The following is a 21,930-nucleotide window of genomic DNA, read 5'->3' as shown; positions in this document are numbered from 1 at the left end:
GTCACCCATCATTTTACCTGAGAATACTTGGTCAGGAACTTCTGTGATGTCTTTGATCTCACCTGTGATCGGAGCTACGAACTTTTCGTTGTCGCGTTCTGTTTGAAGAGCTTCCGGGTTCACTTCTTCAATTTGTTGCTCTACTTCTTCGTTTGCATTTGTTTCTACTCTGCGTGGAGCTTTCCCACGGATGATGTCTTGCATTTGTGATTTGATCGTATCTGATTTCGGTCCGAAGATCGCTTGAATATTATCTCCCACTTCAAGTACACCTGAAGCACCTAATTTTTTCAGACGGTTTTTATCTACTTGTTTCACGTCATTGACGGATACACGCAGACGAGTGATACATGCATCTAAGTGAGCGATGTTCTCTTGTCCACCCATTGCGTCAAGGATGTTGTATGGAAGATCACCAGCTGAGCTTGCAGGAGCGTCATCTTCATCTTCATCCACGTCTTCACGACCAGGAGTCATAAGATTGAACTTGCGGATAGCGAAACGGAATCCGAAGTAGTAGATGAATGCAAACACGATACCTACCGGGATGACGATCCAGGCATTCGTTTGTGGGTTAATCAATCCGAATAGAATGTAGTCAATTAAACCACCCGAGAATGTCATACCAATCTTTACATTTAACAGATGCATCGTTAAGAATGATAAACCTGCAAAGATACAGTGTATTCCAAATAGTACTGGTGCTACGAATAAGAATGAGAATTCGATTGGTTCTGTGATACCTGTCAAGAATGAAGTCAAGGCAGCGGATGCCATGATCCCACCTACAACAGCTTTACGTTCCGGCTTCGCTTCATGGTAGATCGCCAATGCCGCTGCTGGAAGTCCGAACATCATGAACGGGAATTTACCTGTCATGAATGTACCTGCCGTAAGGTCTTGTACACCATCTTGAATTTGTTTCATAAAGATTGCCTGGTCCCCACGTACAACATCACCAGCTGCTGATGTGTAAGAACCGAATTCGAACCAGAATGGAGCATAGAAAATGTGGTGCAATCCGAATGGAATAAGTGAACGTTCAATTACACCGAATACAAATGCTGCAAGTGCTCTGTTTTCACCGAGCATAAAGTTAGAGAATGTGTTAAGACCATCTTGGATCGGTGGCCAAATTAATAACATTAATAATCCTAATACCACGGAAGATGCTGCTGTGGCAATTGGAACAAATCGTTTACCTGCGAAGAACCCTAAATATGAAGGAAGTTCAATTTGGTAGAAACGGTTGTACATGGACGCTGCCAGGATCCCGACGATGATACCGCCGAATACACCTGTTTGTAGGGTTGGGATACCGAGGACCAGTGCAAATGCAGGATCGACACCGTCACCTGTAACGTCACCAATACCTAATCCTTCAACCGTTCCCATTGTTACGTTCATAATCAAGAAACCAACGATAGCCGCTAGACCGGCTACCCCTTCTCCACCGGCAAGACCGATGGCAACTCCGACTGCGAAGAGCAATGCCAGGTTTCCGAAGATAATTCCACCCGCTTGTTCCATTACGCTGGCAACGGTTTCAACGCCGCCGTTATTAAGGAATGGGGCAATGTCTAGAAGCGTTGGATTTTGAAGAGCATTACCAAACGCTAGTAAAAGTCCGGCTGCTGGTAAGATCGCAACTGGAAGCATTAATGCTTTACCGACTTTTTGTAGTACACCAAAAGCCTTTTTAAACATGTGAGTTTCCTCCCTTTATATTCATTTTCGACTAATTAGATGATTGCGCCTAACCAAACAAAAAAGGCATGAGAAAAGAGGATAATGAACGTATATGGATAGACTACCCCAAAATACACGTTTCAATTATCTTCTTTACTCATGCCTGATCGAATCAGTAACACGTAAGAAAAGATAAGTACGTTAATTCACTTTATTTTGAATCCGCTGCAGATGCATTGTGAGGTATACTGCCTCGGCATCGTACACGGGTTTCTGCAATGTTTGCTGCATCATCTTAATCAGCTTCCAAGATAGATTATAGCAGACAGGGTATTCTTCTTTCAACAGTTTTGCAATTTTTTCTGGTTCTTCTACTCTTTCTCCCCTGAGAACCCTCTCGATCGTATAGCGAATATGACGTATGAGCCTCATATAATCGACGCTTTCTTTATTGATTTCAACGTCCAGCTGTTGTTCGATCATCCCTATCAAACGACTGATCAACTGGGAATGCTGATTCACCTCGGAAAGATCCTTGTTCATCATGGCACTGTGTATATGAAGGGCAATGAACCCCACTTCCCCTTCAGGAAGATGAACATCAGTCATATCATTGATCATGCCTACGACTTCTTTCGCTATTTCATATTCAAATGGATACAGCGTTCTTGTCTCCACCAGGAACGGATTCCGAATCTCCATCCCTCTCATCAATCGGTTAATGGCAAATAGAATATGGTCTGTAAGGGCGATATGGATATGCTCGTTAAGGAATGAATTGGTTCTTTTCCTGATCAATTCGATGGCAGAGATAATGACGTTTGACATATCCTCATTTAAAAAAGGAAGAAGGTTTTTGTATTGCTCCTGTTCTTTTTCCCCTTTTAGGACAAACATCTTTTCGGCAATATCATTTTGAATCGGATCACCCTTTTTCCGGTTGAACCCTATCCCCTTCCCGATCAGCACGACTTCTCCGTAGCTCTCGTGAACGGCAATCAATACGTTGTTATTTAAGACTTTTTTTACATTTAAAGTAGACATACTCAATTCTCCCTATATATTCGACCATTTTCGACACTACCCGATTCCATGATTTTAACGAAAACTAACCCTTTTTTCAATTGATACTTCTTACCTTAGTACTACTTTCTCTACCATTGTTGCTATTCCCTTTATTTATTTTCTACACTTTCTCCGATAAAAACCAAAAAGAAGCTGATCTGCAAGCGATCAGCTTCTGATGATGGTTGTCTATTTTTATACGAGGAAGATAAAGTACAGTACAAAGATCACAAACAGGAAATACATGATTGGATGGATTTCTTTTCCGCGACCTTTCATGATCATCGTAATCGGATAGAAAATGAATCCGATGGCGATACCCGTTGCTATGCTGTACGTAAGCGGCATGGCAACGATGGTCAGGAATGCCGGTACAGCTACCTCGAATTTCTTCCAGTCGATTTCACCTAGTGACGAAACCATCAGTACCCCGACAATGATCAGGGCCGGTGCCGTCACCGCTGATGTGATGACCGCCAGTAACGGGAAGAAGAAAATCGAGAGCAGGAATAGGATAGCCGTTACAACAGATGCGAATCCAGTTCTTGCTCCTGCTGCAACCCCTGCAGATGATTCAATGTAAGACGTGGTTGTAGATGTGCCCAGGATCGCTCCTACTACTGTTGCACAAGAATCAGCGAACAACGCTTTACCGGCTCGTGGTAATTTATTGTCCTTCATAAGTCCAGCCTGGTTGGCCACCGCTACCAGTGTACCGGCTGTATCAAAGAAGTCGACGAATAGGAACGTCAGGATGACTACAAGCATCTGGATGGTAAAAATACTGCCTGCATCATTAAATAAAGGTTCAAGTGCCGCTCCGAATGTTGGTGCAAGACTTGGTGCCGCATCCACTACTCTTTCCGGTGTATCAATCAGTCCTGCGATCATTCCCACGATGGCCGTTACGACCATCCCAATGAAAATTCCGCCTTTGACGCCTCTTGTCATTAAAATGACCGTGATGACAATTCCGAAGATGGCAAGTAACGTAGTTCCCTTTGTCAAATCACCCAGACCGACTAATACGGCATCGTTATTTACGATGATGCCTGCATTTTGAAAACCGATGAAGGTAATGAATAAACCGATTCCGGCTCCAACAGCGTATTTTAATTCTGCTGGAATCGAGTTAATGATTTTTTCCCGGATGCCAGAGAGTGTCAAGGCGATGAAAATAAGTCCTGAAATCAAGACGCCCGTCAAAGCCGATTGCCAAGGTACTCCCATTGTTAATACGACAGTGTATGCGAAGAAGGCATTCAAGCCCATTCCCGGTGCCAATGCAATCGGATACTTGGCGATGAGCCCCATGATCAACGACCCGATGGCCGCGGCCAATGCTGTCGCTACGAACACTGCACCATAATCCATTCTCATGCTATCCGGAAGATCCGGCACGGATTGAAGGGTCAACGTAAGCGGGTTGACGATTAAGATATAAGCCATCGATAGGAAGGTGGTCAATCCCCCGATGATCTCCCTTTTATAATTCGTTCCTAACTGGTCAAACTGAAAGAAATTCCTCATGCTTGTACTCCTCCTATAGAGTCGCCGTAGAAAATAAAAAAACCTCGAACTACCAGAGTTCAAGGCTTTGACTGTTAAGATCAAGATCAAGAAGGAACCAACGTACGGTCCTTTTCATCCATCACCTCGTAGTCAAGCCATTTACGGTAGCTTGGTAGAAACGCTCGGGCCTTATTCCCGAAATTATACGACGTAATACTTTTATTATGTTTTTTATGATTACAGTACTATTGTACCAACGGGATTTCAGTCCGTCAATACAAAATACGAACATTATTATATATTTTCCGATACAATGTTCGTTTAATACAAAAAACGACAGGCATCCTCCGTCTTTGTCGAAACGGAAGAAACCTGTCAGCTTTACAACTATCTATACCATTACTCCCACTCAATCGTTGCAGGTGGCTTACTCGTCACATCATACACCACGCGGTTAATATGATCGACTTCGTTCACGATGCGTGTGGAAATTTTCTCTAATACATCCCATGGAATACGTGCCCAATCCGAGGTCATACCGTCAATGGACGTGACAGCACGGATTCCGATTGTGTAGTCATAGGTTCTGGCGTCACCCATGACACCGACACTTCGGATGTCAGGAAGAACGGTGAAATATTGCCAGATGTCACGATCAAGTCCGGCTTTCTTGATTTCATCACGAAGAATGTAATCAGACTCACGGACGATTTCAAGCTTCTGTTCAGAAATTTCACCAAGCACACGGATACCAAGACCAGGTCCCGGGAATGGTTGGCGCCACACAATTTCATCCGGAATGCCGAGCTCGGAACCTAATGCACGCACCTCATCCTTGAATAATGTGTTCAGAGGCTCGATCAGGGTGAACTGCATATCTTCAGGAAGTCCGCCGACGTTGTGGTGGGACTTGATGGTTTGCGCAGTCGCCGTACCACTCTCAATGATGTCGGTATATAACGTACCTTGTGCAAGGTATTCGATACCTTTAAGCTTTGTCGCTTCATCATCGAATACGTAAATGAATTCATTTCCGATGATTTTACGTTTTTGCTCAGGATCGGATACACCTTTTAGTTTATTCAAGAAACGATCCTGGGCATCTACTTTAATCACGTTCATATTAAAGCCGTCAGCGAATGTCTTCATGACACTGTCAGCCTCGCCTTTACGAAGGAGTCCGTGATCGACGAAGATACATGTCAATTGGTCGCCGATGGCTTTGTGGATCAATACAGCCACAACGGAAGAATCGACTCCTCCACTTAGAGCGCAAAGGACTTTTTTATCACCGACTGTTTGGCGGATCTTGTCCATTTCCATTTCAATGAAGTTCTCCATGGACCAGTCGCCTGTGCATCCACACACTTCAAACACGAAGTTTTTCAGCATTTCGTTTCCGTGTTCTGAGTGTCGTACTTCAGGGTGGAATTGTACCGCATATAACCCTTTTTCCTCATTACTCATAGAAGCGATCGGGCAAGATGGATTTGTTGCGTTCACATCGAATCCTGCAGGAGCTTCGACAACAAGATCCCCGTGACTCATCCATACGACTTGCTCTTCGGGAAGATTCGAGAATATCTTGGACTGCTTCTCGATATTGATGGCTGCCTTCCCGTACTCACGGTGCTTCGCGCGTTCTACCTTTCCGCCAAAGTGCATCGTCATCAACTGCATACCGTAACAAATTCCGAGAATCGGAATATCAAGATCAAAGATGCGCTCATCGCAACGGAATGAATCCTCACCGTACACACTGTTCGGACCGCCGGAGAAGATGATCCCAGTCGGATTCATTTCCTGGATTTCCTCAAGGGTAACTGTATGCGGATGGAGCTCACTGTAAACACCAAACTCACGAATTCTTCGCGTGATTAACTGATTATATTGACTTCCAAAGTCCAAAACGACGATCATTTCCTGATTGTGCAATTCTTCTTTACCAAGCATTCAGTTCACCTCTTCAATTTATTTACCTACTACCATCTATTGTTGTTAGCATTCCAAAAAAAATATAAAAAAAACTAGACTCCGCCTTAAAAAAAGGCAGAATTCTAGTTTTTTGAATACACGGATGTCAACTAAGAACACTGCCTTCATAGTCCAGTCATTTAAGGTGACCGGGTAGATACTTTCGAACCGTATTATCGAGGATATACGAAGGATGCTAACGAACGCTATTTGAATTTGACATCATTTTATACTTTGTGATCAACCTGGTCAACCGGTTGTCCTTTTAATTAAATTTTCCCATAATTCCCTCATCTTCGCCCAATCTTCTGATGTAGGACTCTGACCGTATAATATCCGTTCATAATTATTGGTCAAACTGGTCATTTCACGGGTACCGAAGAACTGATCGATGTATCTCGAATACCCCCGTAATGTCTGACCGTCATCCATTTTCAATCCGTATCTTTCCAATTGCTTCATGAGGGACAGATAAGCTTCCGAGAATACATTATCCGATGACTTCCTGCGGTAGTAAAAAATCAGGACATATGGCATCCAGCGTCTTCTCACAAGGTATAATGCAATGGCAATGATGATCAGCAGAATGGTTCCCATCACGATCTTGCCCCAATTGTCCGCAATGAACGACGTGATGTCATCCCAAAGCTTCGATAATGAAAAACCATTACCGGAAGATGCGGTATCTTCATCAGGCTGCAGGGGTTGTTTCGGTGCTTCCTTTTTCTCCGGAACAGGGACTTCACTATTATCAGAATCGGGTATATCAAGGTCATACTGGTAAGAAACATTGTTGCTGAAACCGACAGTAGGCTCAAACGGAACCCAGCCCACTTCCGGGAAGAATACCTCTACCCATGAATGGGCATTATTGTTCGATACTTCGTAAAGTTTGTAGGTCGAATCCACCTGCCTGCTGTATTCCCCTTCTGTATAGCCTTTAGCCCATCTCGCCGGGATCCCGAGCGAGCGGACCAGCACCACCATGGAAGTAGAAAAGTTATCGCAGTATCCGCGCTGCGTTTCAAACAGGAACTGATCCACGTAATCCTGTCCCTCTTCAGGAACCGGTACATCGAACTGATCGTATACATACGCTTCCTTTGAAAAATATTGCTCGATCGCCCTTACTTTGTCATACCAATTATCTGCTTCCGACGTAATTTCAACGGCCAGGTCTTTGACACGCTGAGGAGTCGTATCAGGCAGCTGGGTGTAGCGGTCGACAAACTCAGGTACCTGCATGATCTCCTGCTCTTCATTGGCCGCCTTCATCTTTTTCTGGGAATAGAATGGAGAGCGGTAGGACAGCTCATACTTTTCAAGTTTAACGGTTTCATCGGATTCTATATAACTCGTCACTTTTTCATCTATGGGATTGAAGCTGAAATATCCATTTTCATTCCCGTTGATCGTTTCTACCCCGTAAGGATAAGCGACATGGGAATAGGTACGCTCGACCATGACCTTCTCACTTTCCAGGTCCCGCTCTTCATCGGAATCCGGTGAAGGGATCGGAACCTTTTTCCCCGAATCAAACGTGAGTGGTTCCTTTTGATCGTCAGGAATGGACTGTTCCCATCCTTTCCCCGTATATAAATCCTTCGATTCAATTTTCCAGTAATGCTCCCGCGTCACCTCTGCATTGAAAATGACCGTGGGATCACCGACAAAGGGACCCCCAAGCTTCGTATCATCTGTATCGTAGCCAATCTTGTTGACACCACTTCCACCAGCACCCTCAGAAAAGGATTGAAGATACGGGACAGGATCAGGCCAGATCGGGTCGGCTTTAGGTGCTGCAAACGCAACAACCGAACTGATCGTAAGCATCACCGTCAGAGGAACGATCCAGCGATGGCGGCTCATCTTGGAACCAAGGAGCTTTTCTTTTTGCACCAGCCTTTCAAGGGCCAATAATCCCATGAGAAGAAAGCCGAAAATGACGACGCGTATAATCGAGCTATCCCCTTCATATACCGTAAAAGTATCAATCAAACACACATAAGTGACCGTCATTACATAAAACAAAAGGATTGTTTTCCGGACAGATATCCAGTAATGAATCAAGTACGTCATCAGCCACAGAAGCACAAAGAATAACAAGCTTCTATACTCAAAAGACAAACTTGGCCATTCACGCCCGAGGGTCAACCCGAGATTCTCCCATAAATCATGACTGAACTCCTTGAACCACTTGGGAGAGAAGAAAGAGCCCCTGTAATACAACCCATGCAGACTGTACAGAATAAAAAGGATTTTCACACATGCGGTGATAGCATAATGAATCCGGAAATATGACAGGGCTAGTGCCAAGGCGATAAAGACAATGAAATAGGTCAGACTCGCCGTGTCCGTCACAACTTTAAGTGGCTTTAGCCACTCCCATAAAAGGAGGAATCCAAAGAAATACGTCACAATCTTGAAAAAGGAGCTTGCTGTTTCTTGCCTCATGCCCGTTTCACCTCCAGAAATGCTGACGAGAAGTCGCCTTCAAAGCATACCTGCAAACGAATGCCGCGGGAGGAGGCATAGGCTCTCAACGATTTCTCTTCTGCGGTGTACGAATCCCCTGCCCTCTTCACCAAAAAGATGACGACAGAGCTGTTCCGCTTCGCATATTCGTTCACGCTCATAATCATTTTTTTCGAGACGGACGAGGTCACAAATAGCACCGCCGCTGATTGAGAATAGTTCAATCCCGCCCCCTGCAGGACTTTCCCCAGAGCAAACGGGCTGTCCTGCCTCACTTTCGCCAAGTGATAATTCAGCTGACTCAAGTGCTCATCTCCCCCCCGGATGGGAAATGAAACATGATCTCCACCAATTGACACAAGGCCGACCTGAGCCCCTTTTTTGACGATGGACCTGACTATCGATGCCGTAAAGGTCACCATCGCTTCAAACGCTTGCGAAGACTCCCTGTCGAGGACAATGAGGACGTCATGGGATTGGCGCTCCTCAAACTCCTTCGTCATCAGCTCATTGGTCCTCGCAAAGGTCTTCCAATGAATCCATGAGAAGCGGTCTCCCGGTTGATACTCACGGATACCCGTCGCCATCGTCGTATCTTTTTGGATCTTAACACTTGAAGTCGTCATCCCCTGGTCATATCGATTCTCCAATGGTCGATAAGGGACATCGACGATCGACGGGTACACGAGGAGCCTGTCCACACAATCCACCGTGGCTTCCTTTTCAAAAACACCAAAAAAATCACCTGTTTTGAACCTGACATTAGAAAAGATGTGTTCTCCACGGGGAAGCTCATCAATGTAATACGTCAGCTTGATCCGTCTTCTGAAGCCGGGATGGATCATTGCTTTCGCCTTCTGAAAACCGGACTGATGAAAGACAGAATCAGTCACCACATCTTCCAACACCAAATAAAACAGAGGAAATGGCAACTTTCGGGTGAGGGTGATGGTCACCTTCAATTCATCCCCGGCCTTGTACTCAGCAGATTCAAAACTCCGCTCCACATAAAACTCTGATAACGGATATAAGAACACAAAAACCGAATAAAGGGAGAACGGCAAGAAACTATAGAACAGAAACCAGCTTACAAACCCACCTTGAAACATCGCATACGAAAAAGTCACACCCATCAGAATAAGCAGGAGCAGAAACTTCCCCAGCGGTTTAAGAAATTGAAGTTTCGTCTTCATCTATCTCACAAGCCTTTGTACCGGGACCGGTATTCGCGCCATGACTCTCTCCACAACTTCTTCAGGGGTGATCCCTTCGTATCTCGCTTCCGACTTCATAATGATCCGGTGAGAAAACACGAAAGGCGCCAGGAATTGAACATCGTCGGGAACTACATAATCCCTGCCTCTTAAGTAGGCATAGGCCTGACAAGCCTTCATCAGGGCAATCGATCCACGGGGGCTCGCACCCAGATACACATTCGCATGGATCCTCGTACGGTTCGCAATCTCCACAATGTATTTCTTAATGGTGTCATCCACCAATACTTCCTTGACATCCCCTTGGATATACCTCAATTCCTCAAGGGTCATAACAGGCTCCAATTCATCGATCGGCGGAGTCCTCTGAGCGCGGTGAAGGACTTCCATCTCCTCCTCTGGTTCCGGATAACCCATTTTCATCTTCAGAAGGAATCGGTCAAGCTGAGCTTCCGGCAGCGGATACGTCCCTTCATATTCAATCGGATTCTGGGTCGCCATAACGAAGAACGGCTTATCAAGCTTCCGGGTCATCCCGTCAATCGTCACGCTGCTTTCTTCCATCCCTTCAAGTAAAGCGGACTGTGTCTTCGGTGATGTCCGGTTGATTTCATCCGCAAGAATGATGTTCCCCATGATCGGTCCAGGTCTGAAATTAAATTCCATCTCTTTCGGGTTATAAATCGATACCCCGATCACATCAGACGGCAGTAAGTCCGGTGTGAACTGAATCCGTTTAAAGCTCGCCCCAACGGATTTCGCCAATGCACGAACCATCATCGTCTTCCCTACACCCGGAACATCTTCAAGCAGAACATGCCCCCCGGCAAGCAGGGAAACGATGCTCAGTTCCGCTACTTTCCTCTTCCCGATCATGACTTTCTCTATATTATCAATGATACTTTGTAACTTTGGATTCACTGTTTCATGTGACATCGTACCCCTCCTGAATGATTCAAACTCTTCTTTAACTATTACTACTTTCGTTTAAAAAGTCGAAAATCCTCTATAAATTGGGAAATTGGTAGATAATTTTTAGGGAATTGGTAGGATATGAGGGTCTTCGAGGGGATGGACAGTTCCAGTTTTTATAGAGACATCTTGCTGCCATTCAATTTAAAAAGCCGATTCTCCATTATACGAGAATCGGCTTTTCCACTTGACTATTTCCAAAAATCATCAAAAACCGTGACCGGCAGATGACGTTTATGCTGTGTTTTCAGGTAGTGACCTTCAATGGTTTTCTTGGCTTCAGCGGGGACTTCTTTCCCTTCCAGGTAATCGTCCAGCTGATCGTACGTGACGCCAAGGGCTTCTTCGTCCGGAAGCGACGGACGATCTTCTTCCAGGTCCGCTGTCGGCTTCTTATTGTATAAGTGTTCAGGACAGCCGAGCTCGATCAAAAGCGCTCTCCCTTGACGCTTGTTCAGGCGAAAAAGGGGGACGAGATCTGCCGCTCCATCGCCGTATTTCGTGTAGAAGCCTGTGACTGCTTCAGCAGAGTGATCCGTACCGAGCACCACGCCATTCTTCATGGCGGCTATGGCAAATTGCACCTTCATCCGTTCACGGGCCTTTTCGTTCCCTTTGACAAAGTCTGAAAGCTCGATCCCGTTTTTCTTCAACGTTTCGACGCTTGCATCGACTGCCGGTTGGACATTGACCGTCATCGACACGGTCGGGTTGATGAATTCCACGGCATCAATGGCATCCTGGGCATCTCCCTGTTCCCCGTAAGGAAGCCTGACAGCATAAAAAGCATAATCCGACGAACCGGATTCCTGATTCATTTCATCAATGGCCATCTGTGCCAGTTTCCCTAATAAAGTAGAATCCTGACCTCCTGAAATTCCGAGGACCAAACTTTTCATAAATGAATGCTTCTTCAAGTAAGCCTTCATAAAGTCGACACTGCGACGGATTTCTTCCTGGGGATTGATTTCCGGGGAGACCATCATTTCTTCTACGATTTGTTTTTGAAGAGAATCCATGTCTTCACACTCCATGTTAGGTTTTATTACATCATATTATATCTTTTTATCATGCCCAAACAAAGGGAATCTCACCAATTTCCGCTTTGTTTTTCTTTCACTTCAGCTTTTACACGATGAATCAGATCCATCTTATTGTTCCAACACTCTTCACTTAAATCCACAGGGTACTCTTCAGGATTCATGGAACGCTTATACTCATCCCATAACAATTCAAGATTTTCATTTACGAAACTTCTCATTTCTGATAATGGAGGCGTATCATACACAAGCTCACCGTCCTTGAATACCTCCACATGAAGTTCCCTCGCTTCGAAATTCGTGACGAACTTACTGATATACGTATGAACAGGGTGGAACATTTTCAACCGTTCCTGACTTTCAGGGTGCTCATGCTCCAGGGCAATATATTCGCCCTCTGATTTATGATTAACCGTATTGACGATGCGATAAACCCTTTTCATCCCTGGAGTTGAAACTTTCTCGGCATTGCTCGAGATCTTGATCGTGTCTTCCATTTCACCTGACTCATTTTCAATGGACACAAGTTTATACACGGCACCTAAAGCAGGCTGATCGTACGCTGTGATCAGCTTCGTCCCGACACCCCATACATCAATCTGTGCCCCTTGCGCCTTCAAGTTCAGGATCGTATACTCGTCCAGGTCATTGGATGCGATGATCTTCGTATCCGTAAAGCCTGCATCATCAAGCATCTTGCGAGCGATCTTCGATTGGTACGCCATGTCCCCGCTATCAAGGCGGATCCCCTCAAAGTTGATCTTATCGCCCAGCTCCTTCGCTACTTTAATCGCCGTCGGCACACCGGACTTCAACGTGTCATACGTATCGACTAAGAACACACAATCCTTATGGCTCTCTGCATACTTATGAAAGGCCTGATATTCATCGCGGTAGGCTTGCACCATAGCATGGGCGTGAGTTCCCGAAACCGGCATACCGAATAACTTCCCTGCCCGTACATTACTCGTCGCATCAAAGCCGCCGATATACGCAGCCCGTGTTCCCCAAATCGCTGCATCCAGCTCATGGGCACGTCTCGTCCCGAACTCCATCACCACCTCATCCTGTACCACCTGCTTGATCCGGTTCGCCTTCGTCGCAATCAACGTCTGGTAGTTCACGATATTCAAGATTGCCGTCTCCAGTAACTGCGCCTGAGCAAGCGGCGCCTCCACCCGAACAAGGGGGACATTCCCGAACGCAACCTCCCCTTCCTGCATGGAACGGATCGTCCCGGTGAAACGAAGCTCCGCCAAATACTCGAGAAAAGCCTCCTCATATCCCAACTCCCGTAAATACTCGATATCACTCTCCGAGAAATGAAACTTTTTCACATATTCAATGATCCGTTCGAGCCCGGCAAATACCGCATATCCATTGCCAAAAGGCAGCTTTCGAAAGAACACTTCAAAAACAGCCTTTCGATTATGGAAATCATCATCCCAGTAAGCCTTCGTCATATTTATCTGATACAAATCTGTATGCAACGCTAAACTATCATCTGCATAGTTCGTCATGTATTTCTCTCCTTTAAGCTATAGCCAATTGTAGGTCTTATCTATTTTAACCAATATTGGGCGGGATATCGAATGATTAGTTTAGGTTGTGGATTTAAACAAACGTTTGATTAAATGTTCAAATAATAAATGAGAGAGATTTACAAAAAGCGCAATGCCTACTATCCCTAAAAGCACCATCTTAAAATAACGAAGCAAGAACTCGCCACACCAACATGAACATCGCAAAACTAACCCCGGCCATAATCGCTTTCTTGCTCGTATTCTTCCCTCCATCTGTCGACATATCAATGGACAGGCCAAACACTGAAATAACGGCTAAAACTACGGCCGTTATCATGAGATTCTGGTCACCATCATCCACCTGTTATTGAAGCTTCTCTCCTTTGAGCGATGAGTATATAGTAGGTTCATCTCTACATTCCTTTTCAATAGACCTATACACGGTTCAAAATTGAATGTTATATCAAAAACAACCGGAAATGAGACTTATGTATCGCGTTTCAATATTTTGGTAATAACTCATATCTTATTTACCACAGGGGTGGGTTTTGAAACTTGTTGGTGGAAATTTAATGGTTGAGGGGCTTGTAGGCATCCTATTTTCTAGTGGGAGTTGGGGGAAGAACTATTTGGAAGCCACAGAGGGGTATCTATTATTAAGATATATAAAGAAAAACCATCAATAAAAAGCTTGAAATGTGCTTTCAAGCTTGAATAAGCTATTAACCTGTTAAACTTTTAATCTCCAGAGGCCAAAGAGAATCACAATGAGAAGGATGATCCCGAACTTCTTGAAAGAGAACTGTCCGCCTTTTGATTTTACTCTGTCTGCAATTACTATCACTACCGAGACAAACATAATGGTTATCATGATCCAAAAGAACCATGCATCTTGATTATTTAGTTAAGATCTTCCGTCCATTACTAAAAAAATATACATGATTAAAGCTATCATTGTTGAAATACCTATCATAAAGCTGATTTTACCTTTTCGACTTAGATCGTTCATAGGTTCCTCCCTAAAAAAAAACCGGTGTCAGTCCCCCGTCAAAATCACGCATTACAATGCAGGTGAACTGACCCCAAATTTTCTAATTACTACCTAATCTTTATTTTTATTAAACTTTTCATTTATCAAACTTTTCGTTTCTTCATAACTTGCATCATTTACTTTATGGAGTTCACTTTTAATGTCTTTTGAATACTTGAACACATCCTTTTGTCTTCTTTTGGCTTTATCAGACAAATATGAGTATGCTTCATCTGTTAATTCACCCTTATCTTTAAGATAGAGAATGACTCCTAAGAGATTATTGTTTTCTTTAATACGTTTATACGACCAATCATAGGTAAATTCAGATATTTCACTAGTATTCAGATACTGTTCTAGATCATTATTATTTAGCGCTTTACTCTTCCAACTTTCCCACTGTTTCGCTATTTCTTCTGCGCGATTAAACTCCGAGTTCAATTCATCTAAATCGTAAACATTTGCGTATGAACCAGAGGCATTCTCTGCGACATCCTGAAGTTGTTTTTGGCCTTCTGCATCAACATCAAATCCAATAATATTGACAATTGGTTTTACAGAAGAGTCTTTTAAAGACTTTGCTACCTCAACGGGGTTACCATCACATGTCTCAATTCCGTCACTGACCAGGAAAATGATATTTGTGTTTTGCTCTGCAGGAAATTGAGATAAATCCTTATGAGCTTCTCTTAAAGAAGCGGCTACCGGGGTCCAACCTTTTGCTTCAACACCATTTAAAGATTGGTTTAGTTTACTTGTGTCATAGCTTTGAAAATCATAAACTTTTTCATTTGCTTTACAGGACATTTCTTTATCCTTATCACTGCCTGTCCCTTTATGACCATATACTCTAAGTGCCACTTTACTTTCTTTAGGAAGTGAAGATGCAAAAGTATCGATTGCTTCTTTAGCCAATTCCATCTTCGTACGTTCCTTTACCTGCGCCTTCATACTGCCGCTTGCGTCAAGGATTATCTCCACATTTAAATTATCTTTAAATTGATATCGTGGATCTTCTAATTCGGGACTCCCAAATGACTTCACTTTTAATTTTTCCAACATGATTTGTGGATCTTTATAATCTACAGCGAAGAGTGAAAGAAGTTGATTCCAGTACGCCTCAAGAAACTCTCCATCAGCAGAACCTTTAATTGCAGGTAGCTGATTTATCTCTTTAACGATCTCTTCGTTATTCTTCTCAAACTTTGCATTTGCATATGGTCCGGCAGGATAATCAATTACTTCTTCCATTGTTTTAGGAGCATCTGGCACCGAGAAAAGCTCTGGATAATTGGAAAGCTGATTTTTCTCATCTTTTTCTTGTTCATTTACTTTAGAACTTTCGTTTTTCATTTCTGCTTCTTTGCTACCATCAGATTTATCATCATCTGATTGACAACCTGCAATAGCAAAGGATAAGCATATAACCAAAATCGTAATAAAAAGGTTTTTACTCAAGAGTATTTCTCCTTTATCAAGTTTGTTATGAAATTAAATAAGTACACTAATGTACTTTAAATTCCGCAGGGTACTGACACCAAATTTTATTATTTGTTCTTAACTTCATTCACCTTTGCATCGTAACCAAGTGTACACGCCCATGATTCCACCTAAACATGTATGGCGGTTATACGTACTTAGGTTCTTGGATATCGCAAGTCTTGTTTATAACGCGGTAGTTTTTCCTGCCCAGCCTTTTCTATGCTCTTTACGATTAACTCTATCTGTTGTTCCACTGGAAGATGTGCTATTTCTTTCTCATATGTAAAATCCTTAATACTTTTCTTTGTTTTCCTTACTCCACGAGCAAGCTCCTTCAATACTGTCCGATCATACTCGTTGAGCAATTTAAAGAGGTTTAATTTCTTCATTTCTTTATACGTTTCTTTAATAAATTTAAAAGAATCAATTAGCACCCTTCCCTGTTTGTATTGCAGCCGGTTTAAGTGTGCTGATGCTTCTAATACTGTCTGAATCTCTTGGTCGTCGAGTGTATGATGAACCAAAATATGATTATCGTAATAATGCGTATATGCTTTTAATCTTTCTTGAAGTTCTACTAACATATCATTTAGTTGGTCAATCACTTCTTTTCCTTTCTTTAAGTAATCGTTCTTATCAACATATTGATTCAACACATTACTTATATTGGAAAAGGTCTCAGGTGAAAGTCTCATCTTCAACTTTTCAAGTTCAAAAAATTTATTAACGTACGCGGTAAACAAGATTAACTTTTCAAAGGCTAGAAGTGCATCGGCTTCAGAGTATTCCTCTTCAGCAATAACGGTATATCCCCTATGCTTTTCTCCTCTTTTATAAATCGCTAAATAGTAACTCACACCGTTAACTTCATAGCCATATGGATTTATCATTACCTTATTTTCGAATAATTTCTTGTGTTTATTCGCATTTCTTTTTAATACTGGTATATTCATTAGTATCAATCCTCATTCACCTTGTTTTGGATAACGTAGGTCTTGTTTATAGCGTTGCAATTTTTCAATTCCATTTTTATAATATGTCTTTTTTATTTCATTCATATCGTGATTATCAGTCAGAATATCTGCTTGTCTATCTTGATCAAACTCTTTTAATGATTGTTCAACTTCTTTCTTGCCTTTTAAAAACTCCTCTAAAAAATCTCTATTCTCTTTTGGGAGTTTCCCAAATATATTTGTCTCTTTCATCTCATCCAACATTCGTTTTAGGCCCTCGAAGTTTTCTAGTAATGTTTTAGATTGGAAATATTGGACTCTATCGACATGTATAAGAATTTCTATTAAATTTTCATAATCTTGATCTGTTATAATATTTTCCTTTAATATACGATGGTCGTAATCATTTGAAAAATCAATAACTCTTTTCTTTAAATCTTCCTGAAGATTACCATATTCCAATAAGATATTTTTCCCTTTTGCCAATATGTTATTTTCATTATTAATTAAATAATCATTAATTACACTTACCGGCTTAAAGAAATAATCCGTGCTTAATTGCCCTCTTTTTTCTCCAATCGAGAAATAGTTGTTTGCATAAGCTGTATATAAAACAAGAATCTCAAATGCTTCAAGAGCATCGTTTTCTACAGGATCATCTTCTGAGATCACTGAGTATCCCTTAACTTTATTCTTTCTTTTATAGATTGATAAATAATAATATGTCCCACTGACCATGTAACCGAATGGATTAATAAGGACGGTTTCAAATATTTTTTTATGTTTAGTTCCTTTTGATAAGAGGATCTCTGCATTCATTCTAAACCACCTTCCGCAACTCAGATTTTTGGGTAGCGTAGCTCTTGCTAATAAAATAAGAACTTTTCTTTCACTGCATTTCTTTAATTCACTTCTCTAATTCCTCCATCCTCTCAGGAGTAATTAGAAGGATAGGAGCAATAAACAGGAAAAATAAGGCCCCAACATAAAGGAAAATGGCTATTGGCACAGCACTCGGTTTATCACTGGCCCTCACATTAGTGAATAAAATGGAACTAAACGTAATGATGAGAGGAACCGTCACCATATATACTCGCCCCAAAGCTGTTCGTGTTGGATTCTTTACTCCGGAAGCGATATTCTCAGCAAAAAGATAAGGGACCGATGCCATAACGATAATGACCAGCATACCCGCCCAAAAGACAATGGTTCCGGTAAACACCCTAAATAAAGAGATGGCAAAATAAATCGCCAACGCTACCAGCAGTACATAAGCGTTCAAGGAGAAATACCTTACGCTGTCATTTCGATTAAATCTCCACAAAATAAAAGAAGTGATACAAGCAATGATAGCAATAGTCATGTTTAAGCCAAATAAAAACCAAGATCCGTCAGGTAGTACACTGCATAGAGCTCCCATCATAATCAGAAGGAAAGCTATTATGTCAATCCTACTTTCTTTCAGAGGCACCTTCTTTTTGAAAGTCACTGTTTTCACCCATCCATTCTTCAAAAATTTTTTCTATATCCCAACATTGTCCTAAAAAACAGATTCTCATTGAAACTCCCTCCGATTACTATGAATAAAAATACTAAACCAAAGCCCGGAAAGATATAAAATGGAAGAAAAATAGTAGAGCGTGGCTTTATTGCCAAAGACAAATGAAAAATATTCCGCCGCCTTAAAAAATCCTCCCCCTCCTGCAAGGAGAATGACGGCTAAACTCATTGCGTATACAAAAGAGACGATTTTATATTTACTGTTCTCTCCTAAAACCTCTTCAGAAATGAATGTCCTATGTTTATTTACAAAATAGGCGACTAAAATCCAAATCGCGATCCACAGGATTTTCACCAAATACAATTCAAGTACTCGAATGAGTAGAAATGTTAAGTAAAGAGAAAAAAGAGTGAATGCGTAATACCCGCCAATAGCAGAATAGACTCTTTTCTTCTTTTTATTTGGAATCACTTTTTTGGTCGAAATTTTAGTCGTTTTCTTCTTTGATTTGATTCGCCTTTTATGAAGCTGCAATATCCATAAAAGGGGGAGATATAAAATAATGACGACTGCCAACGTCATGGTTGAGTACTCAGGCACCAACACTGCAAACAAACCTGTACACCATGGTAATAGGTATAAAGCGGAAACATTCTCTGTCATATGTGGTGGCTCCTTCGCTGAGTGATATCGATTTTCACGACTGAAAAATTGAACCAAGTACTCTCCAAATCAACATAAACATAGCAAAACTGATTCCAGCCAAAATGGCTTTTTCACTTGTGTTTTTTCCACCTTCTGTAGACAGATCAATGGACACCCCGAACATTGATACAAGAATCAATCCTAAGATTGGAATTAGAAATTTTCTATCTGTTTGATCCACTTCTTAAGAGAGGGGCCAAGATATGAAACGATGGAAGCTTTTCAGAGTCCTATCATTCTGGCTAACCAGCTTCTTTAATTCGTTTTTATATAACGAATGAACAACGACTCTATAAATGTTATCTATTTCACTACCCAGGATTATCCTCATTTAGATCCTTTTCATTTATGGTGAAGAAAAATGTCATGTCAGGCATACGGTCCATATAGGTTTCCATTTCATAAAAGTTAGGGATCATGACTGATGATCTTCGCAGTAAAATCTGTCTCAAACCTGTTTTGCAGTATAGTAGTGACCAACTCTTTTACATCATTAGAGGATAGTGGTTGGCTCTTCTCTCCTGACGAACAAGCAGAAATGAGAAAGAGGAGAATGATCACGATTACCGAGAGTTTTTTCCATAGGTCCCCTCCTATCTCTGGATGAATGATTTTAAGTGTAAAGCTTCTACCTCTATTGAAGATTTTGTTTCCACTTTTTATAATCAAAGCCCGGAATAGAAGGGTCTTTCTTAATAGCAAATTGCTCATGTAAAGATTGCTTTTCCAAATCCTCTATATGCAGCCTTTCTGTCTCAATATACGTATCATTTGGAAATACGATGGTGAACTTTACGAGCTTATAATGTTCATTCTTTAATTCTGAGAACAATGCACGCAATGCTTGCTGATTATTTTCAAAATAATCCTGGGAGAAGTCTTCATTGCTTAACAAGTAGAAGGTATAAAAAACTTCATCTTGGTACTGTCGAGTGAAATTTGAGAAGCTCATATGTATAAACTTTTTATCTTCCAGATGGATTTCTGGAGGCGTTAAATAACTGCTCTTTGCCACTTGATAGTTGGGCAGGGCTTTTCTGACAGCTTTCTCTACCTCTCCTTCCAGCTCTTCTTGATAAAACATATCAACCACGTATCCATTGATCTTGCTGACATCACTCTCTTCAAGTTCACGATCAGTTATATCGGAAGAAAATGACATGTCAGGCTTTTCGGTAATAGATGCGTCAATCATGTACGTATGACGTAGTGGGTCATACTCGATATGGTTAACTTTGAATGTGTAATCAAAGTTTGATTCTAATTCTGCTATTACAACGTCAGCTACTTTTTGTTTATCAAAGTGATTGGTTTCTTTCTGGGAGCAGGAAGTGAGAGGGAAAATAAAAAGAATCGCGATCAAGATGATTGTTGCTCTGTGCATGACTAGCAGCTCCTATTTTTATAATCAATCAGTATTGCCCAGTTAATGCTTATCAGGACAGGATGCCAACACTGCATATTCTACCTTTAAAGAATACTAATTTAATACTGCAGCTTCAGTCTGCCCCTGCTCCTCCCCCATCCCCGCCACAATCCCCACCGCCATCAAGTTCTGGACCATATGTAGACTCACCCGAAAAGGAAGAGGTAAACTGGTCTCTTACCTTTTCGGGAGATAATGTTTTACCAATTATTCTATTGATAAAATAAAGCAACACTAAAAAAGTCATCACAAGAAATTCAATGAACAATAGGTTGGGGAATTGGGGGAAGACCAAATAACTTAATAAAATCAACAAACCATACTCAATGAGAATCAAATAAAGAAGACTTGATCGATAATAGACGGTTGTGGACTTTTGATTATTCTTATATTTTCCTTTATTCACACTCGGCTTTATCATGCCCTCAATAAAAATCCCTGTATAATATATGAACGTAGAGAAGGAAAACAGCATGACCGTAAATAAACAATACATAAGAAACATAACTGATTCCCCCATACTTAGATATCCTGTTCTTGAATTTTCCTGATACCTCTATAAGTTTCTGGAGCATTTAAAATTAAAACACTTTCACATAACATTTTCATATCCTCAGCCAAGTATAATTTCAATATTTTGGAATTACTCTCATCTTATTTACCACTGTGTCGGTTTTTAAAACTTTTTTGTGGAGAATTATTCTTAATCTTCTTTGCTTTTCAATGTAAAATTAAAACTGGTCTTTAAAATCGCTAGTGGATTGTTTGGCTGAAGATAGTGCCAGAGCAAGCATAATCCTCCATGGGTCTGGTGCTTTCATAAAGAGTTCTTTACTCGGCATTAAATGGTACAAGAGAGAATCTTAAGAGGAAGAAAAATGGGGTCAGCTCCCCTGCATACTAACGCATTAGTATGCAGGGGAGCTGACCCCAAATTCTCATGACCTTTTGGGTGCTTTAAAAACGCAGGGAGTGTAATTTGTAATAGGGCAGATAAAAAGTATAGTACCAACCCATATGAAATGTTCTTATTAAAATCATTTGCATTTCCGATAATGATACACATTGGACCAACAGTTATACAGATAAAAACAACAATATGAAAAACTATGCTAAATCTATTTTCGAAGGTTTTTGAAAAGGCTTGAAAAATATTTTCCTTTAAGATATGTGTAATGATAAAGCCTGCTACCCAAATCCCTAATAAGAAAAACCATACGGCATTCACTTCTTGCCAGAAGTATTTAATAAGAGGCTGGGCAAACAAAAAAGGAAAGACTAAAAATCAAACAATAGCTTTGAATAGAGAAATACCTCACTTTAAGTTCCACTACTCTCCAAGAAACCACAATAATAATGACTAATATGC

The 21,930-nt window shown here is 41.5% G+C and carries 18 protein-coding genes and 2 riboswitches (1 of these 20 running past the window's edge); all 18 genes read right to left on the bottom strand.

Annotated elements, in window-relative coordinates; translation table 11 throughout:
* Positions 1–1,707, bottom strand: partial view of a glucose-specific PTS transporter subunit IIBC gene (gene ptsG, locus M1J35_RS04370; protein ID WP_224521591.1) — the 5' portion only. The gene continues 363 nt to the left of window position 1, outside the view; 1,707 of the gene's 2,070 nt are visible here — the first part of the coding sequence; its start codon is at positions 1,705–1,707; its stop codon lies off the left edge, out of view.
* A gap of 183 nt (positions 1,708–1,890) precedes the next feature.
* Positions 1,891–2,733 (bottom strand): glucose PTS transporter transcription antiterminator GlcT, encoded by an 843-nt coding sequence (gene glcT / locus M1J35_RS04365; RefSeq protein WP_098438403.1) that lies wholly within the window; start codon positions 2,731–2,733, stop codon positions 1,891–1,893.
* Between the two features lie 216 nt (positions 2,734–2,949).
* The gene (locus M1J35_RS04360) at positions 2,950–4,284 is read right to left on the bottom strand and encodes an NCS2 family permease (protein ID WP_034766080.1); all 1,335 of its coding nucleotides are present in this window, start codon (positions 4,282–4,284) and stop codon (positions 2,950–2,952) included.
* A gap of 109 nt (positions 4,285–4,393) precedes the next feature.
* A riboswitch (purine riboswitch) is annotated at positions 4,394–4,495 on the bottom strand.
* Between the two features lie 170 nt (positions 4,496–4,665).
* A complete protein-coding gene (gene guaA, locus M1J35_RS04355) occupies positions 4,666–6,219 on the bottom strand; it encodes a glutamine-hydrolyzing GMP synthase (protein ID WP_034766078.1) in 1,554 nt (517 codons plus the stop codon).
* Positions 6,220–6,348: 129 nt separating this feature from the next.
* Positions 6,349–6,450: riboswitch (purine riboswitch) on the bottom strand.
* A 39-nt stretch (positions 6,451–6,489) separates the two neighbouring features.
* Positions 6,490–8,694 carry a DUF4129 domain-containing transglutaminase family protein gene (locus M1J35_RS04350; protein WP_254652827.1) on the bottom strand — a complete coding sequence of 735 codons (2,205 nt, stop codon included), beginning with the start codon at positions 8,692–8,694 and terminating at the stop codon, positions 6,490–6,492.
* Positions 8,691–9,848 (bottom strand): DUF58 domain-containing protein, encoded by a 1,158-nt coding sequence (locus M1J35_RS04345; protein ID WP_254652826.1) that lies wholly within the window; start codon positions 9,846–9,848, stop codon positions 8,691–8,693. The genes M1J35_RS04350 and M1J35_RS04345 overlap by 4 nt, the downstream gene beginning before the upstream one ends.
* Positions 9,849–9,908: 60 nt before the next feature.
* Positions 9,909–10,865, bottom strand: coding sequence for an AAA family ATPase (locus M1J35_RS04340; protein ID WP_034766072.1), 957 nt, complete (start codon positions 10,863–10,865; stop codon positions 9,909–9,911).
* 227 nt (positions 10,866–11,092) lie between these two features.
* Positions 11,093–11,920: an ammonia-dependent NAD(+) synthetase gene (gene nadE, locus M1J35_RS04335; RefSeq protein ID WP_254652825.1), complete on the bottom strand. Its 828-nt coding sequence runs from the start codon at positions 11,918–11,920 to the stop codon at positions 11,093–11,095.
* A gap of 71 nt (positions 11,921–11,991) precedes the next feature.
* Positions 11,992–13,461: a nicotinate phosphoribosyltransferase gene (locus M1J35_RS04330; protein ID WP_254652824.1), complete on the bottom strand. Its 1,470-nt coding sequence runs from the start codon at positions 13,459–13,461 to the stop codon at positions 11,992–11,994.
* 181 nt (positions 13,462–13,642) lie between these two features.
* Positions 13,643–13,801, bottom strand: a complete 159-nt coding sequence (locus M1J35_RS04325; protein WP_254652823.1) for a hypothetical protein — start codon at positions 13,799–13,801, stop codon at positions 13,643–13,645.
* A gap of 765 nt (positions 13,802–14,566) precedes the next feature.
* On the bottom strand, positions 14,567–15,952 hold the full coding sequence (locus tag M1J35_RS04320) for a vWA domain-containing protein (protein ID WP_254652822.1): 1,386 nt from the start codon (positions 15,950–15,952) through the stop codon (positions 14,567–14,569).
* 179 nt (positions 15,953–16,131) lie between these two features.
* Positions 16,132–16,929, bottom strand: coding sequence for a hypothetical protein (locus tag M1J35_RS04315; protein ID WP_254652821.1), 798 nt, complete (start codon positions 16,927–16,929; stop codon positions 16,132–16,134).
* A 12-nt stretch (positions 16,930–16,941) separates the two neighbouring features.
* A complete protein-coding gene (locus M1J35_RS04310; protein WP_254652820.1) occupies positions 16,942–17,748 on the bottom strand; it encodes a hypothetical protein in 807 nt (268 codons plus the stop codon).
* Between the two features lie 88 nt (positions 17,749–17,836).
* Positions 17,837–18,427, bottom strand: coding sequence for a hypothetical protein (locus M1J35_RS04305; protein ID WP_254652819.1), 591 nt, complete (start codon positions 18,425–18,427; stop codon positions 17,837–17,839).
* A 57-nt stretch (positions 18,428–18,484) separates the two neighbouring features.
* Positions 18,485–19,093, bottom strand: a complete 609-nt coding sequence (locus M1J35_RS04300; protein WP_254652818.1) for a hypothetical protein — start codon at positions 19,091–19,093, stop codon at positions 18,485–18,487.
* Positions 19,094–19,769: 676 nt separating this feature from the next.
* Positions 19,770–20,519, bottom strand: coding sequence for a hypothetical protein (locus M1J35_RS04295; RefSeq protein WP_254652817.1), 750 nt, complete (start codon positions 20,517–20,519; stop codon positions 19,770–19,772).
* A 115-nt stretch (positions 20,520–20,634) separates the two neighbouring features.
* Positions 20,635–21,081, bottom strand: a complete 447-nt coding sequence (locus M1J35_RS04290; protein ID WP_254652816.1) for a hypothetical protein — start codon at positions 21,079–21,081, stop codon at positions 20,635–20,637.
* A 211-nt stretch (positions 21,082–21,292) separates the two neighbouring features.
* On the bottom strand, positions 21,293–21,415 hold the full coding sequence (locus tag M1J35_RS22670) for a hypothetical protein (RefSeq protein WP_256503954.1): 123 nt from the start codon (positions 21,413–21,415) through the stop codon (positions 21,293–21,295).
* Positions 21,416–21,930 lie beyond the last annotated feature (515 nt).

The sequence above is a fragment of the Rossellomorea sp. KS-H15a genome, assembly GCF_024195245.1.
Classification (GTDB): domain Bacteria; phylum Bacillota; class Bacilli; order Bacillales; family Bacillaceae_B; genus Rossellomorea; species Rossellomorea vietnamensis.
The sequence above is the reverse complement of the archived record's forward strand: the minus strand, read 5'-3'. Positions and strand labels throughout refer to the sequence as shown.